The sequence below is a fragment of the Actinokineospora globicatena genome (assembly GCF_024171945.1).
GTDB classification, from domain to species: Bacteria; Actinomycetota; Actinomycetes; order Mycobacteriales; family Pseudonocardiaceae; genus Actinokineospora; species Actinokineospora globicatena.
On the sequence record NZ_JAMTCR010000002.1, the window covers coordinates 2,756,798 to 2,777,254 of the forward strand.

11 protein-coding genes are annotated in these 20,457 nt (G+C 69.4%); 5 read left to right on the forward strand and 6 right to left on the reverse strand.

The genetic code is table 11. The annotated features are described in order from the left end of the window. The first annotated feature begins 170 nt into the window (after positions 1-170). Genes LV79_RS12455 through LV79_RS34415 form a run of 3 tightly spaced genes read left to right on the forward strand, consistent with a single transcriptional unit; the run spans position 171 to position 5,699 of the window. Positions 171-3,512: a galactose oxidase-like domain-containing protein gene (locus tag LV79_RS12455; protein WP_253835221.1), complete on the forward strand. Its 3,342-nt coding sequence runs from the start codon at positions 171-173 to the stop codon at positions 3,510-3,512. Further along, the gene (locus tag LV79_RS12460) at positions 3,512-3,961 is read left to right on the forward strand and encodes an MTB12 C-terminal domain-containing protein (protein WP_253835223.1); all 450 of its coding nucleotides are present in this window, start codon (positions 3,512-3,514) and stop codon (positions 3,959-3,961) included. Before LV79_RS12455 ends, LV79_RS12460 begins: the two co-directional genes overlap by 1 nt. 28 nt (positions 3,962-3,989) lie before the next feature. Further along, positions 3,990-5,699, forward strand: coding sequence for a bifunctional copper resistance protein CopD/cytochrome c oxidase assembly protein (locus LV79_RS34415; RefSeq protein WP_253835225.1), 1,710 nt, complete (start codon positions 3,990-3,992; stop codon positions 5,697-5,699). Here the strand turns inward: LV79_RS34415 and LV79_RS12470 are convergent. Beyond that, entirely contained in the window at positions 5,677-6,543 is an 867-nt protein-coding gene (locus tag LV79_RS12470; protein ID WP_253835227.1) for a hypothetical protein, read from the reverse strand. The genes LV79_RS34415 and LV79_RS12470 overlap by 23 nt on opposite strands. 129 nt (positions 6,544-6,672) lie before the next feature. Here LV79_RS12470 and LV79_RS12475 point away from each other — a divergent pair, with 129 nt between their 5' ends. Together LV79_RS12475 and LV79_RS12480 are read left to right on the forward strand one after the other, a co-directional pair. Continuing rightward, on the forward strand, positions 6,673-9,885 hold the full coding sequence (locus tag LV79_RS12475) for a S8 family peptidase (RefSeq protein ID WP_253835229.1): 3,213 nt from the start codon (positions 6,673-6,675) through the stop codon (positions 9,883-9,885). A 159-nt stretch (positions 9,886-10,044) separates the two neighbouring features. After that, the gene (locus tag LV79_RS12480) at positions 10,045-11,295 is read left to right on the forward strand and encodes a S8 family peptidase (protein ID WP_253835231.1); all 1,251 of its coding nucleotides are present in this window, start codon (positions 10,045-10,047) and stop codon (positions 11,293-11,295) included. Between the two features lie 55 nt (positions 11,296-11,350). Here LV79_RS12480 and LV79_RS12485 read toward each other — a convergent pair whose 3' ends face one another. The 5 genes from LV79_RS12485 to LV79_RS12505 form a co-directional block, all read right to left on the reverse strand. Continuing rightward, on the reverse strand, positions 11,351-15,613 hold the full coding sequence (locus tag LV79_RS12485) for an SAV_2336 N-terminal domain-related protein (protein WP_253835233.1): 4,263 nt from the start codon (positions 15,611-15,613) through the stop codon (positions 11,351-11,353). Next, on the reverse strand, positions 15,606-16,526 hold the full coding sequence (locus LV79_RS12490; RefSeq protein WP_253835235.1) for an AAA family ATPase: 921 nt from the start codon (positions 16,524-16,526) through the stop codon (positions 15,606-15,608). The genes LV79_RS12485 and LV79_RS12490 overlap by 8 nt, the downstream gene beginning before the upstream one ends. Positions 16,527-16,536: 10 nt before the next feature. Then, positions 16,537-18,363, reverse strand: a complete 1,827-nt coding sequence (locus LV79_RS12495; RefSeq protein ID WP_253835237.1) for a vWA-MoxR associated conflict system protein — start codon at positions 18,361-18,363, stop codon at positions 16,537-16,539. A gap of 76 nt (positions 18,364-18,439) precedes the next feature. Continuing rightward, positions 18,440-20,005, reverse strand: a complete 1,566-nt coding sequence (locus LV79_RS12500) for an MFS transporter (RefSeq protein WP_372495315.1) — start codon at positions 20,003-20,005, stop codon at positions 18,440-18,442. After that, a complete protein-coding gene (locus tag LV79_RS12505) occupies positions 19,995-20,438 on the reverse strand; it encodes a MarR family winged helix-turn-helix transcriptional regulator (RefSeq protein WP_253835247.1) in 444 nt (147 codons plus the stop codon). Before LV79_RS12505 ends, LV79_RS12500 begins: the two co-directional genes overlap by 11 nt. Positions 20,439-20,457 lie beyond the last annotated feature (19 nt).

The window sequence follows — 20,457 nt, forward strand, 5'->3', positions numbered from 1 at the left end:
TGCGGGTGGTCGCGGCTCGAAAATCCCCACCACGCAACGGGTTTCGTCGCTAAACCCGCTGGTTGGAGTAATTTTCGTGACTTGGGCTCGTGGGCGAAACGTTGTTCGGGGGGTAGCGATGTAAGCGACGCCGGCGTGGTCGGCCTTGGAACTGCGGTCGAGGACGTGACATGGGATTCCTTCGCCCCCGTCGGGCGCGTGTGCTGGTTGCCGCGCTCTTGTCGCTGGTGTTGGTCGGGCTGGGGTTGCCCGGGTTCGCGGCCGCGGTGGCGCCCGCGTTCGTGCAGAAGGCCAGTGCCAGGGCGATCGCGGCGAGCAAGGCCGTGTCGTTGCCGGGCAACGTGACCACCGGTAACCGGATCGTCGTGCAGGTGGGCGTCTGGAGCAGCGGGAACGCGACCGCGAAGACCGTCAAGGACGCCGCGAACAACACCTACACGAAGCTCACCGCCGTCACCGCGTCCGACGGCACCGAGTTGAGCGTGTGGAGCGCGCCGGTCGTCAACGGCGGTGGCACCAAGCCCGCCATCACGGTGACCGCGACCGCGAAGGCCGATCTGGGGATCGCCGTCGCCGAGTACTCCGGGCTCTCGCAGGTGGCCGACGCGACCGTGGTCGACCAGAAGTCGCAGGCGACCGGGACCAGCACCGTGGCCGGTGTCGTCACCTCCGGCCCGACCCCCGTCACCACCGGTGACGGCCTGGCGCTCGGCTTCTACACCGACTCCGGGTTCGGCAAGACCCTCGCCGCGGGTGCCGGGTTCACCGAGCGGGTCAACGTGTCGCCAACCTCGGACATGGAGTTCGTGCTCGAAGACAGGCCTGTCGGCATCGGTGAGCAGCCGAGCGCGGGTGTGTCGACCGGTGCGGGAGTGCCGTGGTCGGTCGCGACGATCGTGTTCAAGGCAGCGCAAGGTGGCGGCAACGGCCCCACCGCGCCCGGTTCCCCTACCTCCGTCACCGCGCAGGCAGGCAACGCGAGCGCGACCGTGAACTGGACTGTCCCGCCCAACGGCGGTAGCCCCATCACGTCCCTCACCGTCACCCCTTACGCGAACGGCACCGCGCAGACCCCGATCGTCATCAGCGGTGCGGTCGCCACGCTCGCCGTGCCGAACCTGACCAACGGGACCTCTTACACGTTCACCGTCGCGGCCACGAACACCATCGGCACCAGCGCGCCTTCCGCGCAGTCCAACGCCGTTACGCCTACCGCGTCCCCCCAGGGCCAGTGGGCGCCCGCGATGAACTGGCCGTTCGTCGCCGTGCACATGGTCGCGCTCAACAACGGCAAGTACCTGCTGTGGGACGGCTGGCACCAGCCCGAGCCGACCTACCTGTGGGACCCTGCGACCAACAACTTCACCACGATCATGGCGCCGGACAGCATCTTCTGCGCCGCCAACGCCCACCTGCCCGACGGCCGCGTGCTCGTCGTGGGCGGCTACGGCGTCGTGTCCACCGGCGAGCTCGGCATCAAGGACACCACCATCTTCGACCCGACCTCCAACACCTGGAGCCGGGCCGCGGACATGCACTACCCGCGGTGGTACCCGAGCGTGACAGAGCTACCGGACGGCCGTTACGTCACCATCAGCGGTAACACCTCCGACGCCTACACCTGGGCCGAGCACCCCGAGGTCTACGACCCCGCGAACAACACCTGGACCGTCCTGTCCAATGTGAACACCTCGCAGATCCACGAGGTCGAGTACCCCTTCGCCTACCTGGCCCCCAACGGCAAGGTGTTCACGATGGGCCCCTCGGAGGACGTCTCCTACTGGCTCGACGTCAACAACCAGACCTGGACCCCGGTCGGCGCCAGCGGCGTCATCAACGGCTCGTCCACCATGTACCGGCCGGGCAAGATCCTCTACAGCGGCGGCTCGACCACCGTGTCCGACGGCGCGCCCGCGATGGCCAACACCTCGGTGATCGACCTGACCGCGCCCACCGCGGCCTGGCGGCAGACCGCGCCGATGAAGACCGCGCGCGACTTCCACACGCTGACCACCATGGCCGACGGCAAGGTCCTCGCCGTCGGCGGTGCCCCGAGCAGCGACCAGAGCAAGCTCAACACCAACATCCTGGCCACCGAGATCTGGGACCCGGCCACCGAGCAGTGGTCGACCGGGGCGTCGATGTCGGTGCCGCGCCAGTACCACCAGACCGCGCTGCTGATGGCCGACGGCCGGGTGCTCGTCGCCGGCGGCGGCCACCACATCAGCGCCACCGTGCCCGGCCAGTTCTCCGCCGAGATCTACTCCCCGCCGTACCTGTTCAACGGCGCCCGCCCGACGATCACCGCCGCGCCCGCGAGCACCGCGTACGCGCAGACCATCGCGGTGGCCACCCCGGACGCGGCCGACATCAGCGCGGTCAACCTGGTGTCGATGGGCGCCAACACCCACCAGAGCGACATGGACCAGCGGTTCGTGCCGCTGCAGTTCACCAAGGGTGTCGGCAAGCTCGATGTGCAGACCCCCGCCGGGGCGACCCTCGCGCCGCCCGGTGACTACATGCTGTTCGTGCTGAACTCCGCCGGTGTGCCGTCGGTCGCCAAGACCGTGCGGATCCTGCCGTCGATCTCCGCGCCGTCGGCCCCGTCCGCGGTCGCCGCCGTGGCGGGCAACGCCTCGGCCACGGTCACCTGGTCGGCCCCCGGCGACGGCGGCAACGCCATCACCGGCTACACCGTGACCCCGTACATCGGCGCCACCCCGCAGACCCCGGTGGCGGTGACCGGCACGACCGCGCAGGTCACCGGCCTGACCAACAGCACCGCCTACACCTTCCGGGTGACCGCGACCAACGCGATCGGCACCAGCGCCGCGTCGACCCCGTCGAACTCGGTCACCCCGTCGGCGACCCCGATCCCCGGCTACGTCCAGCAGGTCACCGGCCGCGGTCCCGGCGCCGAGCGGGCGGTGACGACGCCGTCGGCCGTGCAGGTCGGCGACCGGCTCGTGGTCCAGGTCGGCGTGTGGAACACCGTGGGCTCCCGGGCGACCGGCGTGCGCGACTCGGCCGGGAACGTCTACACCAAGGTGTCGAGCATCGTGGGCACGGACAACACCGAGCAGAGCGTCTGGACCGCGCCCATCACCTCCGGTGGTGGCCAGAAGCTGACGGTGACCGCGTCGGTGTCCTCGTCGGCCGACGTCGGTGTCGGGGTCGTCGAGTACTCCGGCCTGTCGTTGGCCACCGGGCTCGGCGCGGTGGACTCGGTGCTGTCGAACAAGGGCACCACGGCCGTCGCCTCCTCCGGGCAGACCACCGCCAGCACCGACAACAACCACCTGGCGGTCGGCTTCTATGTCGACTCCGGCTTCTCCCGCAACCTCACCCCGGGCGCTGGTTTCACCCAGCGGCTCAACTCCTCGCCCGCCGGGGACATGGAGATGCTGATTGAGGACCAGCTCGCGGTGCTCGGTGCCCGACCCAACGCGACGGTGAACACGGTGGCCAACACGCCGTGGATGGTCACCACCGTCGTGTTCAAGCACGCCTGATGACCGCCACCGCCACACCGGACACCCGGCCGCCGCTCACCCGGCGGCCGGGGGTCCTGCTCGGGGTGGGCGCGGCCGTCGCGGCCGTGGTCGGGGCCCAGTTCTGGCTCTTCGGCACCGCCGAGGACACCCCGGCGGCCGCGGTCTCCGGGTACTTCCGGGCCGCCATCGACGAGGACTGCCCGAGGGCCTTCGACCTGCTGACCGACCCGGTGCGCGGCAGCTACGGCACGGTCGAGCGGTTGTGCGAGCGGGCCAAGGCGGACACGATGGTCTCGTTCCAGGTGGGCGACACGGTCACCACGCCGGAGGGCGCCAAGGTCACCGTGACCCTGGTGCGGCCCAATCTCACCCTGGTCGACGCGGTGACGATGGTCCAGGTCGACGGCAAGTGGAAGATCGCGTCGTTCGAGGTGCTCTCCTCGGACCGGGGCCACGGCCAGCCCTGACCCGGGTTCGGTGGCCAGGAGGATCGTCGTGAACGAACGGACCAGGCTCGCGCCGCTGGTCGGCATCGGTGCTGTCACCGGCGCCGTGGTGGCCGCCGGGATCGCCGCGCTGGCCCCCGTGCCGGTGCTCGGCCTGCCCAACCCCGGTGCGGTCGTCCGGTACGGGCTGCCGTCGGTTCGTGTGCTCGCCGAGGTCGTGGCCGTGCTGGTGGTCGGCGCGCTGTTGGCCGCCGCTGTGCTCATCCCGCAGCGGGAGTCCGGTAGGGCTGTCCGGCTCGCGGGCACGTTTGCTGGTTGGTGGGCTCTATTGGCCGCCGCGATGGTCGTGTTGACGGTCGCGGACGCTCTAGGGCAGACGGTGACTGGTGTGTTCCCGCTGCTAGGGCCTGCGGTGGGGCGGCTGTCGGTCGCGCTGGCCTGGCTCGTAGTGGCTAACTTGGCCGCGTTGGTCTGGGTAGGCGTGCGGCTCCAGGTACCGCCGCTCGCACTGTTGGCTCTGTCGTTGGTCGGTGTGGCGCCGGTAGCGCTGACCGGGCACTCGTCGGCCGGTGGTGACCACGACATCGCCAGCGACAGCCTCATGCTGCACGTCGTCGCGATGTCGGTGTGGGTCGGTGGGCTCGTCGCGCTTCTAGTCCTGCTCAACCGCCCTTACGCTGCCGCCGCCGCCCGGATGTACTCGGCCGTGGCGTTGGGGTGCTGGTTCACGGTCGTCGTAACGGGCGTCGTGAACGCATCGCTTCGACTCTCCCTAGGCGACCTGGACACCCAGTACGGCGTGCTGGTGCTCGCCAAGACCGCCGCCGCGCTGCTGCTCGGGTTCTTCGGCTACCTGCATCGCACACGGACCCTGCGCCTAGTCGATGCTGGCCGTCCGCGTGCGCTCTTGCAGCTAGGCGCGGTCGAGATTCTTCTTATGCTGGCCACCATCGGCCTCGCGGTAGGGCTAAGTCGCACGCCTGGCCCTATCGGCGAGCGGCGGAAGTTGTCGGCCACGGAGGTCCTGATCGGGTTCCCTCTGCCGGAGCCGCTCAGCATCGTCAGGGTTATCACCGACTGGCGCTTCGACTTGGTCTTCGGCACGGCAGCCGTCATCGCCGCTATCTGGTACCTGGACCGCCTGCGCCGCCGGACCGATCCCTGGCCGGTAGAGCGCACGGTGGCTTGGCTGTCGGGCTGCGCGCTGCTGTTGGTGGCCACGAGTTCCGGTCTGGGCAAGTACGAACCGGTCCTGTTCTCCGCGCACGTCGGCGTCCAGGCGATCGTGGGACTGGTCGTCCCAGCGCTGTTGGCCCGGGGCAAGCCCATGGCACTGATCGGCCCGGTCGCGGTGTGGTTGCCCCGCCCGATCGTCGCCGCCCAACTCGCTGCCGCCGTCCCGCTGATCACCTACGCGCTCGGCCTCTATGACGCGGCGGCTGGCCAGCACTGGGCGCGTCTAGTCATCCTCGGCGCCTCTATCTCGACCGGGCTCGTCCTCTTCGCGCGTGTCAGCCGGGGGCCGGTGCTGCTCGTTGCCGCTACCTACGCCGTGACCGGAATCGTGTTGCTGTGGCGGGACACTGCCCTCGGCGCGAGCTTCTACAGTCGCCTCGCGTTGGACTGGCAAAACGACGTCTTGGCCAACCAGACCACCGCGGCGTGGGTTGTGCTCGCGGTCGCCGTCGCTCTTGCCGCCTACGCCTTCCTCAGCACGCGCGTAGTGCGCCCCAAGGTCACCGAACTCGCCGCCGTCTAACGCCTTCGAACAGAGCGAACGCGCCTACCGCCACTAGAACCACGGCAGCCACCACGGACGCGATCGCAGCAGCGATCGGTGGCGCCAACGGGGACACCCCGGTGATGGACTCCACTGCCACGAGCGCGATGAGAGTCGCGTAGGCCACGACAGTCGACCACACCAGCCGCAAGCCGACATCGGCCCGCACGGCTGACCGGTCCAGCAGCCACGCCACCACGGGCACGACCAAGATCGCGTGCATCGCCACCGCGTGCAGCGGCTTCAACGCCCCGGCCGTCGTGTAGGCGAGTTGGGGATCCCCACCGCGACTGGCGATGACACCGCGCGCGATCATGGCGGCACCCGCGCCCAAGGCCGTCAATAAAGCGAAGAGGCCGAATCGGATCGCGATCCGCATCGCCGGTGTGGACCGCCTGGTTCCCGCGATCGCGGCGACCGTGAACGCCACCGTCGTCAGGATCAACACCCCGCCACCGGCCGCGAGCGTCATCGACACAGCGGTGTCGAACCCGGTCTCGAAGTTGAAATGCGACGGAACACCCCGCCACGCCTGCATGCTGACCAGCACGAACTCCATCACGCTGGCACCCGCGAACAGGCCTAACAGCAACTTCCGCGCGCGGACCACGATGAACGAGGTAGCCCAAGCGACGGTGGCCAGCGTAAGACCGAAAGACAGCCCAAACGTCGCCGCCTTCCGTAAGGACAAAGGCCCCATCCACGTCCACCCGGTCACCAACAGGACCGCGACGTGCACCAAACCGCTCGCGAACAACGCGGTCCCCACCGCGTAGGACAACCGCTCCACCGGACGGGCATCACGCCAAATTCCCAGAAGCACGCCGGTAGTGTTACCCACCGCCCCTTAGAGCCCTGTCAGGCTTGGGCTGGGAATTCCGGACAGGGGTTGGGAATAGCTGCCTACGATCGGACCTAGACGCTCTCGTCGGCCGTCGAGTTGGTTTGACGGATGCGCCCAGCCCTGGTCCTCCTAGCCGTCACCGCCACAGCGGTGCTCGGTCTCGCCGTCCCCAGCGCGCACGCGAGCACGAACGCGCAGCGGCCCACCTACCTCGGTTCGCTCACCCTCATCACCGGGGACCACGTGACCCTGCACAGGGTGGGCCGGCGGCTGGTCCCCGCCGTCGACCCGGCACCCGGCCGCGACGGCATCCAGTTCGCCACCGCCGGAACCGGTGACAGCCTGTCGGTCGTCCCGGCCGACGCGTGGGCCCCGGTGCAGGCGGGCAGGCTGGACCGGCGGCTGTTCGACGTCGCCACCCTGCTGCGCGACGGCTACGGCGACGAGGACCGCAGCGATCTCCCGCTGATCGCGCCCGCCGCCGCGCCAGGCACCGGCATGGCACTGTCCAGTGTGGACGCCAAGGCGGTGCGGGTGCCCAAGGCGGACGCGGCGGCGTACTGGACCCAGCTGACCCAGAGCCGAGCTGCCGGACGCGTCTGGCTCGATGGGCTGCGCAAACCGAGCCTGGACGTCAGCGTGCCGTTGATCGGTGCTCCCGGCGCGTGGTCGGCAGGGTGGACCGGCAAGGGCGTACCGGTCGCCGTGCTCGACACCGGCGTCGACGCCACCCACGCCGACGTGCGCAAGAGCATCCAGGCGAGCCGCGACTTCACCGGCGAGGGTGGCGAGCTGGCGGACGCGGACGGCCACGGCACGCACGTCGCCTCCACCCTCGCGGGCACCGGATCGGTGTCGGCGGGCAAGTACGTCGGTGTCGCTCCCGAGGCGAAACTGTTGATCGGCAAGGTATGTGGCGGCTGGGGCTGCGCGGAGTCGTCGATCCTCGCGGGCATGCAGTGGGCCGTCGACTCCGGCGCCAAGGTCGTGAACCTGAGCTTGGGCGGCACCGACACGGCAGATGTGGACCCGCTGGAGGCCGCCATCAACCGGCTCAGCGACAAGGCGTTGTTCGTGGTGGCAGCGGGCAACGACGGCGGCTACGGCGCGGAGACCGTCGCGTCCCCAGCCAGTGCGGACGCCGCTCTCGCCGTCGCCGCGACGGACAAGTCCGACCAGTTCGCCGGGTACTCCTCCCGTGGGCCACGCGTCGGCGACTCGGCGCTGAAGCCGGAGATCTCCGCCCCGGGTACCAACATCGTTGCCGCGCGGTCGAAGTACTCCAACCTCGGCACGAAGAAGGACCGCTACACCTCGCTCAGCGGCACCTCCATGGCCACCCCGCACGTCGCCGGGTCGGCCGCGATCATGGTCCAGCGGCACCCGGACTGGACGCCGCGCCAGATCAAGGCCGCGCTCATGGGATCGGCGAAGCGGCTCGACAACGCCACCGCGTTCGACCAAGGCGCTGGCCGCGTCGACGTTGCCAGGGCGGTCAACCAGGTCGGCGTCACGGACCCGCCCGCTGTGTCGATCGGGCGGCAGGCCTGGCCGCACAACGACGACCAGCCGGTGACCAAGAAGGTGTCCTATGTGAACACAGCCGCTGTCCCGCTCGTGCTGCGCCTGTCGCTGACCGGTGGCGCACCCGCGGGCATGTTCCGGCTGTCGGCCAACGAGGTGACCGTGCCCGCTCGGGGACGCGCCGATGTCGAGATCACCGTCGACACCAAGGTCGAGGCGTCGGACACCGTTCACAGCGCCTGGATCGTCGCCGAGGGCGGGGTCGAGCGGATCACGACGCCGGTCGCCGTCGACCGTGAACCGGAGAGCTACGACCTCACCGTGCACACCGTCAACGCCAGCGGCGACCGCTCCGACAGCAACTTCACCCTGCTGTTCGGCGTGAGCGCGAACCGGTACCGTCCGATCTGGACAGTCGGCGGCGAGGGCAAGGTCCGCGTCCGCAAGGGCACCTACCACGTCGACACGGTGATCTCCCAGCCCACCGGCGACGGGCGGGTGACTTCGCGGAAGGTCGTGCGGCCGACCGTGCAGGTGGCGGCGGACACGACCATCGACCTCAACGCCGCCGACGCGAAACCGATCGTGATCGACTTCGACCGGCCCGACGTCCGGTCCAAGGCCGTCGGCACCGGCTACGGCCGCCGCCTGCCCTGGGGCACCCTGTACGCGGGCATCCTCGGCGACACCTTCGAACGGATCTTCACCACCCAGCTCGGCGGCCCGATCCCCGACGTCGTGGCCGATGTCGGCGGAGCCTTCTACGTCCCGGACGCCGAGGGCAGGGTCGAGGGTGCCCCGGTGACCTACAACCTGGCGTGGTTCCAGGGCGGCGAACTGCCCACCGGGTTCACCAGGCACGTCGCCGACGGCTCGCTGGCCCGCGTGGAGACCACCTTCCGGCAGGTCCAGACCAAGCGCAGTGGCACCAAGCTGTGGCTGGTCTCCGAGCCCGAGTTCCAGACCGGGTCCGGCTACGGGCTGCCGATCACGCTCCCGTTGACCCGAACGGAGTTCCACGGCGCGAACGGCGAGGACTGGTCGGCGGAGTTCCAGCAGTGGCGCGTGGTCAAGGGGCAGGTCGTCACCGAGTCCGTGTCCTCGGGTGACGTCGTCAAGCACGCGCCGGGCCAGACCTACCGCGAGGAGTGGAACACCGCCGCGTTCGGCCCAGCGCTGCCCAAGGACGGCTTGGCCGTTCGGGTGAACGACACCATCTCCATCGGGGTGCCGATGCTGGTCGACTCGGCCGATCGGATGGGTGCGTCCCTTGTGGACTCGGCGGAGACGTCCCTGTACCGCGAGGGCGAACTCGTCGGCACGTCCACCGAACCGGGCCAGGGCACCTGGGAAGTGCCGGAAGCGGCCGCCAAGTACCGCATCGACGCGAAGGTCGAGCGCACCGCGACGCTGTCGCCGCGCGTGCTGACGTCGTGGACGTTCTCCTCGGTGCGACCGCCGCCCCCGCAGACGCGCAAGGGTGGCGCGCTGCTCCCGTTGATGGCGGTCCGGTTGTCGCCGATCGGGCTGGATCCGCGCAACCACGCCCCAACGCGCACCACCAAGGTCGCCGTAACGGTAGGACGACAGCCTCAATTGCCGCAGGTGCCGCTGTCCCAGCTGACTCTCTCGGCCTCGTTCAACGACGGCGTCACCTGGGTGGACGTACCGGTTGTCGATGGTATGGCCACGGTTGTGCAACCGGCGGGTACTGCGTTCGTGTCGTTGCGGGCCAAGGCGATCGACCGAGAGGGCACCGGCGTTGAGCAGACAGTGATCCGCGCCTACGGCGGATGACGCGAAGTGTGACGGGACACCGGTAAGTGGGTGAGCCGCGCCGGGGTTGGCGGTGGTTGCGCCGAATGTCGGCTACGCACCAGTCGCAACCGAACCACAACCCCGGTGCGGTGTGCTCGGCCTCCCTGTAAGTCCCTGTTCCAGTGGAGGCCTCACGCAATGAACGCCAGGTTCAAGAAGGTGTCCCGACGCGCGGCGTTGTTGACCGGCACCGTGTTGCTGGTCGCCGGGTTCGGCGGCGCGGTGCCGGTGGCGGCCGCCCCCGCCCCGGCGACCAAGCCCGCCCAGATCCTGTTCGCCGACACCCCCAAGGCGGTGCCCGACACCTACATCGCGGTGCTCGCCGACCAGCAGGCGTCGCCGGACGTGGTCAAGCGGCGCGCGACCGAGGCGAGTCAGAAGTACGGCGTCACCGTGCAGTCGTCGTACTACACGGCGCTGCGCGGGTTCCAGGTCAAGGCGAGCGTCGAGCAGGCGCGGCAGCTGTCCACCGACCTCGCCTACGAGTACATCGCGCAGGACCAGGAGTTCAGCACCCAGGCGCTGGGCGTGCAGACCGCGCCGCCGTCGTGGGGTCTGAACCGGATCGACCAGCGCTCCCTGCCGCTGGACACCAAGTACCACTACCCGCAGACCGCGCCGAACGTCTACGCCTACATCATCGACACCGGGATCCGGTACACGCACCAGGAGTTCGGCGGCCGGGCGATCTACGGCATCGACACCGTCGGCGGCACCTTCCCGCCCGGCAACGACTGCCACGGCCACGGCACCCACGTCGCGGGCACGGTCGGCGGCAAGACTGTCGGCGTCGCCAAGCAGGTGCAGTTGGTCTCCGTGCGTGTGCTCAACTGCGCGGGCTCGGGCACCGGCGGCGGCGTCATCGCGGGCGTCGACTGGGTCACCAACGACGCCATCCTGACCGGCCGCAAGGGTGTCGCGAACATGAGCCTCGGCGGCCTGAACTTCCCGCCGCTCAACACCGCCGTCACCAACTCGATCTCCGCGGGCAACGTCCACTACTCGGTGGCCGCGGGCAACTCCAACGCCAACGCCTGCGGGTACTCCCCCGCCAGCGCCCCGGCCGCCACCACCGTCGGCTCCACCGACCCCAACGACACCCGCTCGTCCTTCTCCAACTTCGGCCCCTGCGTCGACCTGTTCGCCCCCGGCCGCAACATCTACTCCGCCCACCACACCGCCGACAACGCCTACACCACGATGAGCGGCACCTCCATGGCCGCCCCGCACGTCACCGGCACCGCCGCCATGTGGCGCCAACGCTTCCCCGGCGACTCCGCCTGGCAGACCGCGACCTCGCTCACCGCCAACGCCACCCCCGGCGTGGTCCTGAGCCCGGGAGTCGGCTCGCCGAACCTGCTCCTGTTCGCCAACCACATCCCCGTCTAGTCCGATGAGGACGGTCAGGCCCCGGTGAACCGCCACCGGGGCCTGGCTGCCGTGCTCAGCCGTCTCCGTGGACGTGGTCGCGGATGCGCTGGGTCCGCTGGAGGGCCTTCTCGTGGCCGGGATCGTTGTGGGCGAGGTCTTGGAAGATCGCCAGGGCCTCGTCCGCTGTGGCACGGGCGTCGGGGGAGGGGTGCTGGGCCAGCGCGAGATTGGCCAGACACGTGGCCAGCTCGACCCGATAGGCACCAGTGTTAACGGCGACAAGGCTGCGGAAGATCTGGACAGCCTCGGCATGGGCATTGATGGCGCCTTGTGCGTCGCCCATGAGGTCGCGGGTGATACCCAGGTTGTTGACGCAGATGGCAAGGTCCAGCCGCAACTCCGGCCTGCTGGGCACCAGGTCCCGGTAGATGGCGATCGCCGTCCGATGACAGTCATCGGCACTGTGGAGCCTGCCCATCTCCCGCTGCACAGCCGCCCGCGCCTCAAACGCATCGGCGATGGTGGTGGCCCGTTTCTGACGGGTAGCGAGTGCCACCGCTTCCTCGGCTGAATTAAGTGCGGAATCTAGGTCGCCAGTGGCGCACTGTGCCATGGCGAGGATTGACAAGGCGCGGGCCAGAGTCGCTGGTGGTCGTCTAGAATTGCGAAAAGTCGCCACAGCTCGCAATGCCAACTCAGTGGCGGATGAGTCGGGAATGGACAGACGAGCGTACGTGATCTGAACATCGGCTAGATGTGTTGCATGTCCGTCTGGATTCACTGCCGCCTGTTGGGTGGCGCCGTCCAGCGCCGCTCGCGCATTGCTCTGAACTGCCTTTCGACTGCTAGTCGCATGCTCAATAATCGCAGCATTGATAAGTGTGGTCGAGAGGTTTCGCTCGTCGTGTCGTTCGCCGTCGATCGCGAGGCTTTCTTTGATGACTTGGAGCGCGCGATCAGGGTTGCCCAAAGCAGCTAACGCAACGGCCTGATTGCTCAGTGTAATCGAATAATTGTGCCAAGACAGGACGCTTTGTTCGCGATATGCGAAGTAGCCAGTGGCGGCAAGCTCTGCTTGGTGGAAAGATTGCCTGTAATTCTCCAGTGCGTAGTTGGCGACAGCAATTTCGTTTGTCATGTCGATGCTATCATGGCGGATCGAGCCGATTTCGAGCACTTCTGAAGATCGATTTGCTCGATTCAGCCAGGTTGCCAATCTAGGTCTCTGACTTGGGATCCACCGTGTGATGGCGACTGCGAACTCTGCTAGTGAGTCGCTGTGGTCGGGTAGTAGCGAAGCAATGCGTTGTCGGGTAGCAAGGGCGGATGTTTGTGCTAGCGCGTCCAGTACGACGCCTTGGTTGGTCAGGGTTGGCGCCAAATTGACGAGAATCTCCATGGCCCTGGGATGGGCGGCAGCTGCTAAGGCGAGGCTCTCGAGTCTCCGCCCCGACTGGGCCTTGTCCAGTCGGTCTAGAAATAGAACCTTCTCGTAGTCGGCCATCTCATGCATAGCCAGGTCGAGAGTCCGAGGATTGAGCAACTCAAAGCACCCGTGCTGGACAGATTTTGGCGCGGAGATGTAGCGACTCTTTGAGGGGTAGATTCTTGCCAATTTTTCGGCAACTCCCCGATGTTCATCTCCGGCTATTTCGGTCGCCCTTTTTTGATCGGCAGGGCTAAGTAGAACGAGCATCGAGACCGCGTGAAGTGAAGAGGGATCGAAGAGATGAAGCCAAGCCGCCACTTCGTGATGGAAGGTCGATTGTGCTTCAGTCGGGGATGCTCGATGGTCTACTTCAAGATCGTAGGCCAGTCCATCGGTCGCTCGTAGTTGAAGTCCGGCGATAATTCGCTTGCTCCGACGCAGAGGAATCTCGGCTGGATTTCTGATTCCGGTCGGAGTGGTCACTATCTTGCCGTTGATCGGGAGCGGCATGTCCGATAGTAGCAAGATGTAGACTTTCCCGATTAGATGTTTAGGCAGGCCGAACGCGTCGGCGGGTGGGTCGTGACAGATCACGAGGACAGGTCCTCGGCGCACCCAGACGTCGCTGAGGTGCGTGCTCAAAACCCGCCAGTTGAGCCAGACGACCGACCAGTCCGATGGAAGACCGATCGCCACCCGTGAGGTGAGCGAGGCAGAGGCTGGGAGTTGGCTGCTTGCGAAGTTCAAGACTGGTGTCGCGCTGAGTAGATCATAGGTGTCGAGCCAAGGTTGTTCGGTGGGGGTGGGGAAGGCGCCGAGGGTGGGGTTGAGTAGCGGGGCTGGGGTGCGGATGTGGCCGAAGGTGGGGAGGGTGGGGGGTGGGGAGGAGAACTCGGCTAGTTCCAGGGGTTCGGGGAAGCAGGCGCCTGCGTGGGCGGCTACTACTTCGCGGAAGTTGTTGCGGGAGAGGAGGTTCTGGGTGGTGATGACGGGGTGGTTGTCATGGCTGCGGGGGGTGAGGGTGGGGACGACGCCCGCGACCAAGCCGTGGTGGAAGACGACCGCGCCGCCGGAGAAGGTGTAGCCGTTGGCGTCGCGGATGTGGCGGGGATATTCGACGGTGACGTTGTCGCTGAGGGGGAGGGTGGTGGTCAGGATCAGCCTGGTGGAGGCGAGGGAGGCGCCGATGACCGTGTGCTCCGCGGTGTCGCCGACCGTGATCGGGGTGCCCCAGCGGACCGGGGGGAGATCGGGTACCACGTCCTCGGTGGTGGTGATCAACGCGAGACCCTCGTGGCGCCAGATGACCGTGCCCGCGACGGGTTTCGGGTTCTTGAGGACGCTCAGCTCCACCTGGTCCGGCAGTTCGTTGCGCGGGCAGAGGGCCAAGGCCAGGCGCGAGGTGATGAGCAGTGCCGTGCGGTCGCGGGACGAGAGCACCTTGACGATCCGGGTGTGGAACTCGGGAACCTCGCGGACAACCGCTGGCGCGGGGGTGGCGACGGGGTCGGCGGCGTCGAGGGTGTCTAGGAGGTCTGCGGCGGCGTTGGCGAATTCTTGGGTCTCGGCGGGGAGGGTGGCGCGGGCGGCCGGGTCCAGGATGAGGGCGGAGACGCCGTCGGGGCCGTGGTGGGTGGCGATGTGGGCGGTGAGGGCTTCGACGAGGTCCCAGGCGTCCTGGTGGGTCAGGTGGTCCTGGATGAGCGGGGCGGCGTCGGGGCGGTACGCGAGGACGGGGTAGCGGGGGTCCGGGGTGACGACGGTGAGCAGGCCGCTGGCCAGGAACTCGGCGACGTCGGTGAGGCCGGCCTCGGGGACCATGGTCTGGCGCACCAGGTGCAGCAGCGGCAGGCCGAAGCGGGCGAAGTGCGAGCACAGGACACCGAGGCGCACGGCGGCCGGGGTCGCGGTGTGCAGGAATGACTCGGTGGCCTCCGCGGTGGTGGACCGGCCACCCGGGCGGGGCGTGCCCACGACGGCGTCGCACCCGGCCGTGCCGCCGCGCATCAAGGCGTGCGACCAGCGGGCGACCGACGACGGCGTGAGCGACACCGCCGGAAGAGCACCAGAGGCGAGTCGACCGGGTGCGTGGGCGTGGACCCGGACCCGGCGCTGGTTGAGTGCGGAGTGGCGCCACAACCGTTGCGGCAGCGGGTCGATGATGACCGTGGGTGTCGTGGCGGCCGCTTCGTGCACGAGATTCCACAGTGGACCCGAACGCCATCCGGCTGCCGTGAAGTCGGACAAGAACATCACCAGGCGGCGAGAGCCGGGGGTGCGCAGCCGTCGGGGCAGCGCGGTGATCGGGCCGTTCTCGTCGAGCACCGTTGCGCTGTCCGGCGCGATTTGCCACACCCGGACCTGCCGGAACGCACCCATGCGCCGCAACAGGGTCACGAAGGCAGCGACGTCGTCGTGCCACAGCGACATCGTCGTGCTCCGGTCGACGACCACCACCACGTCGAACCAGCGTTCCGGCTCCGGCGCGGTGATCGGCACCAGCACCCCGTCCGCCGCGTAGCGCTCGACCGTCGCGTCCACGTCCAGCCTGCTCCGCACACCGTTGCGCCACGGCAGCAGCAGTGGTCGCAACGCGCGTCCCATCGCCAGCACGTCGACCGAGGCGCGGGTCACCGGGACCGTCGTCGGCTTACCGGGCCTGCGCTGCGGGCTCGACGGCGTCCGCTCCACCACTGGCCGGGGCGTCAAGGGCAACGTCTCCGCAACAGGCGCAACGGGCACGGTCGGCGGCTCGACAGCGGGCAACGTTGCCGGCACGGCGACCGGCTCGACCGGTGGCAGCGGGACATGGCCAGCCAGCCACACCGCGTCCGCCACGGCCCAGATGTCCAGGTCGGGCGCGGCCGCCACCAGCGCGGCGACCACCCGGGGCAGGGCATCAGCCATGGCTCAACGACCGCAGCAACAGCTGTCTCAAGCCCTCCGTGTCCGCACCGTCGGCCACCAGGTGGATGACGTTGAGCAACTGGTCGACCGCGAGGACATCGTTGTCCGCCAGCCGCTGCGCGAACGCCTCGACCAGCTCGCCGACCGGCCCCGCTGTCGGGTCGACGTCCAGGTGCGCCGCCACGATCTCGCGCAGCTCCGCCACTCCCGGTCTCGGCATCGTGAACCGCACGCACCGGCGCAGGAACGCGGGCGGGAAGTCGCGTTCGTCGTTGCTCGTCAGCACGATGAACGGGAACTCCGTGCAGGTGACGCGCCCGGACGACACCACGGCGGTCTCCTGGCTGTCCCAGTGCCGCACGGCGACGTCCGCCACCGCGTGCCTGGCCAGCTCCGGGATCTCGAACTCGCCGCGCTCCAACACGTCCAGCAGGTCGCTCGGCAGGTCCAGGTCGCTCTTGTCGATCTCGTCGATCAACAGCGCGCGTGGCCGTTCCGAGGGCAGCAAAGCAGTCCCAAGTGGACCCAACCGCAGGAAGTCGGCGATGTCGTCCTGGTCGTGGCCGATGCCCTCCCGCCGCAGGTTCTGCGCGTGCACCCGGCCCAGCGCGTCGTAGCGGTAGAGCGCCTCGCGCAACGTGCTGCGGGAGGTGATGTGCCAGCGCAACACCTGCCCCAGGTCGAGCTCGTGTGCGACCTGCTCGATGATCGTCGACTTGCCCGACCCCGCCGCCCCGGCCACCAGCAGCGGCCTGCGCAGCAGCACCGCCGCGTTCACCGCGTCCACCAGCCCCGGCGGCGGCTGGAACCGCGCGTGCAGCGACCGGCGCGGGAAGGTGCGCCACGGCGGCGGGTCCGGCAGCACCTCGCGCCGCCGCTCCCCGTCGCCCCGGTAGTACCGCGCCCAGGTCATGTTCTCCCTCTCAGTTCGGCGAGTTCATCTCGCGCCTGGCCAGCCGTCGACCGAACACCAGCCAGTCCTCGTCGTGCCACACCGACCGCAGGCACTGCAGCGGGGACCCCTCGCGGTAGGCCGACGCCAGCCCCTCCGGCAGCGACCCCCACCGCTCCCGCAGCGCGGCCAACCACCCGTCGCTCTCCTCCCTCGGCCACAGCAGGATCGGGCAGTACGGCAGCAGCAACTCCAGCACCGCGGTCAGGTCAGCGGGCCGGTGGTCGAGCGCGATGGCCTGGACGAACTCGCCGTTGGCCAGCCGTTCGTCGAGCACCGCCAGGTCGCCGAGCGCGTGCGCGTCCAACGGGTCGAGCGGCACCCCAGCCGCGACCCCCACCCGGCGCACGACTTCGGCGGCGTTGGCGTGCAGGTCCGCGCTGTAGGTCGCCGGATCGAGCCAACCGGTCCACTGCGTCAGCACCTGGTGGCGCGCACCGAGGAAGAACCGCCCCGGCTTGCCGCGCTCCGGGTACCAGGTCGCCAGCAGGTGCGCGGGTGCGGCCAGATCGAGGTAGCGCAGCCGTTCCCCGGGCGCGAGCCGGTCGGTCGCCCACTCCACCGCCTCCCCGATCGCGGCCTCCGCGCCCACCTGCGTCCGGTCGGAGTCGAACACCGTCTGCGGCGTCGGACTTTGCCCCGGCCGCACCAGATACGCCTCTACGACGTCCGGCCACCACGGCGCGTCGGCGGCCAGGCTCACCACCAGCCGTAGCTCCTTGCGCCCCGACGGCCGGTCGAGCACCTCGGCCGACGCGTCCCGCACCTCGGGTTCCGCGTCCACCTCAGCCGCCCACGCCCGGACCGCCGGGTGCTCGCCGTCCGCACCGACCGCCCTGGCCAGCGCCACCAACAACCGGGCGACGGCGGCCTTCGGCTTCCCCCGCGCTGATCCGTTGAGCGCCGCGTCCTCCAGCACCCGCACCAGCAGGTCCGTCCCAGTCGCGTCGCCCGCCAACCCGACCGATGTCGCCGCCGCCCGGATCGCCTCGGTCGACAGCCGCTTGCCCAAGTGGTGTTTCCGCACGCATTCCGCCGCGTGGACGGCGTAGAACAGCGCGGAGTGGGTGTGCAGGAGCCGCCGGGTGGTGAGTGTGTCCTGCGCCGACTCGACCACGCCGCGCAGGTCGTCGAACCGCGCCCGCGTCCAGGTCGGCGGTACCGGGAACCCGCCCCAGGCCTCGAGCAACCGGTCCAACGTCGCCCGCCCCAACGGCCCGACCACGTCGCCGACCACCTGCGGGGCCCAGACCCGGTTCGGCACCAAGGCGATCGACTCGCCGGTGACGGTGGCGCCGACGGTCGTGGCCAACGCGGTGTCCAGCGCGATGTGCTCGTCACCCGCCGGGTCGCCCGCGCGGATCACAGCGCTGAGTGCGAGGGAAGCCTGGAATCGGCCAACAACCGAGGTCAGGACCGTGACGCCCGCGACGGTGATCGGGTGCGTGGCGCCGTGGACGTCCAGCAGCACGATCGACGGGGTCAGCTCGGCGATCAGCTCCGGCAGGTCGACCTCGGCGCCATTCGCGGCGAGATACCCGTTGGCCCCAGCGGAACCCAGCACCGCCAGCACCAACTCCGCACCCGCCCCGCGCGCCGCCGAAGCCGCGTTCAGCAGGTGCGTCCGAGCGTCATCCGGGTCCGCGGCCGACACCACGGACCCGGACATCGCGCCCAGCTCCGTGTCGGTCAGCGCCGCGTGCAGGGCGACGGCGGCGCGCTCCAGGTCGTCCGGCTGCGCCGCCCCCGCGCACCGGGTGGCGAGGACGAGCAGGTGCCGGGGCCGCGTCCTGGTCATCCGCTCGCTCGCCGCTCCTCGTCACCGGGTAGTGATCACAAGGCTAGATCGGTGCCGGGAGCGGCGGCGTTTCGGTTCACACCGCGGCGGGCGCGGCCTCCTGCTCGGCGGCCTGGCGCTGCGCCCCGGACTGGGTGCGCAACGGGACCTCCTTGATCGCAACGATGCAGGCCACCGTCACGACCGACAGCACGGCCGCCACCAGCAGGATCGTCGCCGTCGCGTCCCCGTAGGCGGCCCGCACGATGTCGCCGACGAACGGCGGCAACTGATCCAGCGACCCGATCCCCGCGCCCCCGGATCCCGTGACGCCCGCGTCCGCCAGGCCCTGCGTGGTCAGGGTGGTCACCCGGCTGGCCAGGATCGCGCCGAGCACCGACACCCCGACCGTGCCGCCGAGGGAGCGGAAGAACGCGACGGTCGAACTGGCCGCGCCCAGGTCCGACGGGGCCACCGTGTTCTGCACCGCCAGCACCAGGTTCTGCATGGTCATCCCCATGCCGACACCCAGGACGAACAGGAACCCGCCTAGCAGCACCATGTTCGTGGTGTGGTCGATCGTGCCCAGCAGTCCGAAGCCCGCCACCATCAGCGCCGAACCGGCCACCAGGAACACCTTCCACCGGCCGAGGCGGGTGATCAGGATCCCGGACAGGGTCGCCGAGAGCGCGGAGCCGATGATCATCGGCAGGGTCAGCAGACCGGCGGCCGTCGGCGAGTAGCCCCTGGCGATCTGGAAGTACTGGCCGAGGAACACCGCGCCGCCGAACAGCGCCGTGCCGACCGCGATGCTGGCGACGGTGGCCAACGCGGTGGTCCGGTCGGCGAACAGCCGCAGCGGGATGATCGGCTCGGCCGCGCGCGACTCCACCCAGACCGCCAGCGTCAGCAGCACGACGCCACCACCAGCGAGCGCGAGCGACGTGCCCGAACCCCACGCGAACTCGCCGCCCGCCAACGTCACCCAGATCAGCAGGACGCTCACACCGGCGGTGATCAGGGTCGCGCCCAGGTAGTCGATCCGGACCTTGCGCCGCACCACCGGCAGGTTCAGGGTCCGCTGCACGACCAGCAGCGACACGATCGCCAGTGGCACGCAGACGAAGAAGCACCAGCGCCAGCCCAACCAGCTCGTGTCCACGATGACCCCGCCGAGCAGCGGACCGGCCACCGTCGCGACGGACATGACGGCGGCGATCGGCCCGGAGTACCGGCCGCGCTCGCGGGGGCTGATCATCGCCGCGATCACGATGACCACCAGGGACTGCAGGCCGCCGAGGCCGAGGCCCTGCACGACCCGCCAGGCGATCAGGACGTCCATCGAGTGCGCGAAGCCCGCCAGGACCGACCCCAGGGTGAACACACCGATGGCCAGCTGCACCAGCAGCTTCTTGCTCACCAGGTCGGAGAGCTTGCCCCAGATCGGGGTGCTCGCGGTCGACGCCAGCAGCGCGGCGGTGATGACCCAGGTGTACTGCCGCTGCGAGCCGTGCAGGTCCCGGATGATCGTCGGCAGCGCGTTGGAGACGATCGTGGACGACAGGAACGCGGTCAGCATCGCCAGCAGCAGACCGGTCAGGGCCTCGATCACCCGGCGGTGGTCCATCCGGCCGCTCTCTTCGGCGGACAGCTTAGGGGACACGGGGGGACTCCTTGGTGGTGAGGTGGCGCACGTCGTCTTCCAACCTGCGCAGGAGGGTCAGGAGGTGGGTGGCGTCTTCCTCCGACCACCCGGCGAGCGCGGCGACCAGCCGTTCGGCCTGCTTGCGCCGGTGGACGGCCAGCCAGTGGGCGCCCTGCTCGGTGACGGTGAGCAGCCCGGCCCGACCGTCCTCGGGGTCCGGCCTGCGGGAGACGAGCCCGGCCCTGGTCAACGCCGCGACCTGCCTGCTCACCACCGACGGGTCGACCGCCAGCCCGCAGGCCAGCTGCCCGAGCCGCTGCTCCCCGGCGCCCTCGAGGAACCCGAGCAGGGCCGCCGCCGACTGCCGGTCCTCCTGCTTGAGCGCCCGCCCCACCCGCATGACCGACCGGAACGCCTCGATCACCCCGGTCGCGGTCTCCCCGGCGATCATGGCCGCCTCCTGTGTTGGT

What these genes read in the sequence shown, in the direction of transcription:
- LV79_RS12455 (WP_253835221.1), top strand. Translation starts at nt 171, where the DNA reads ATGGGATTCCTTCGCCCCCGTCGGGCGCGTGTGCTGGTTGCCGCGCTC.
- LV79_RS12460 (WP_253835223.1), top strand. Translation starts at nt 3,512, where the DNA reads ATGACCGCCACCGCCACACCGGACACCCGGCCGCCGCTCACCCGGCGG.
- LV79_RS12475 (WP_253835229.1), top strand. Translation starts at nt 6,673, where the DNA reads ATGCGCCCAGCCCTGGTCCTCCTAGCCGTCACCGCCACAGCGGTGCTC.
- LV79_RS12480 (WP_253835231.1), top strand. Translation starts at nt 10,045, where the DNA reads ATGAACGCCAGGTTCAAGAAGGTGTCCCGACGCGCGGCGTTGTTGACC.
- LV79_RS12485 (WP_253835233.1), bottom strand. Translation starts at nt 15,613, where the DNA reads ATGGCTGATGCCCTGCCCCGGGTGGTCGCCGCGCTGGTGGCGGCCGCG.
- LV79_RS12490 (WP_253835235.1), bottom strand. Translation starts at nt 16,526, where the DNA reads ATGACCTGGGCGCGGTACTACCGGGGCGACGGGGAGCGGCGGCGCGAG.
- LV79_RS12495 (WP_253835237.1), bottom strand. Translation starts at nt 18,363, where the DNA reads ATGACCAGGACGCGGCCCCGGCACCTGCTCGTCCTCGCCACCCGGTGC.
- LV79_RS12505 (WP_253835247.1), bottom strand. Translation starts at nt 20,438, where the DNA reads ATGATCGCCGGGGAGACCGCGACCGGGGTGATCGAGGCGTTCCGGTCG.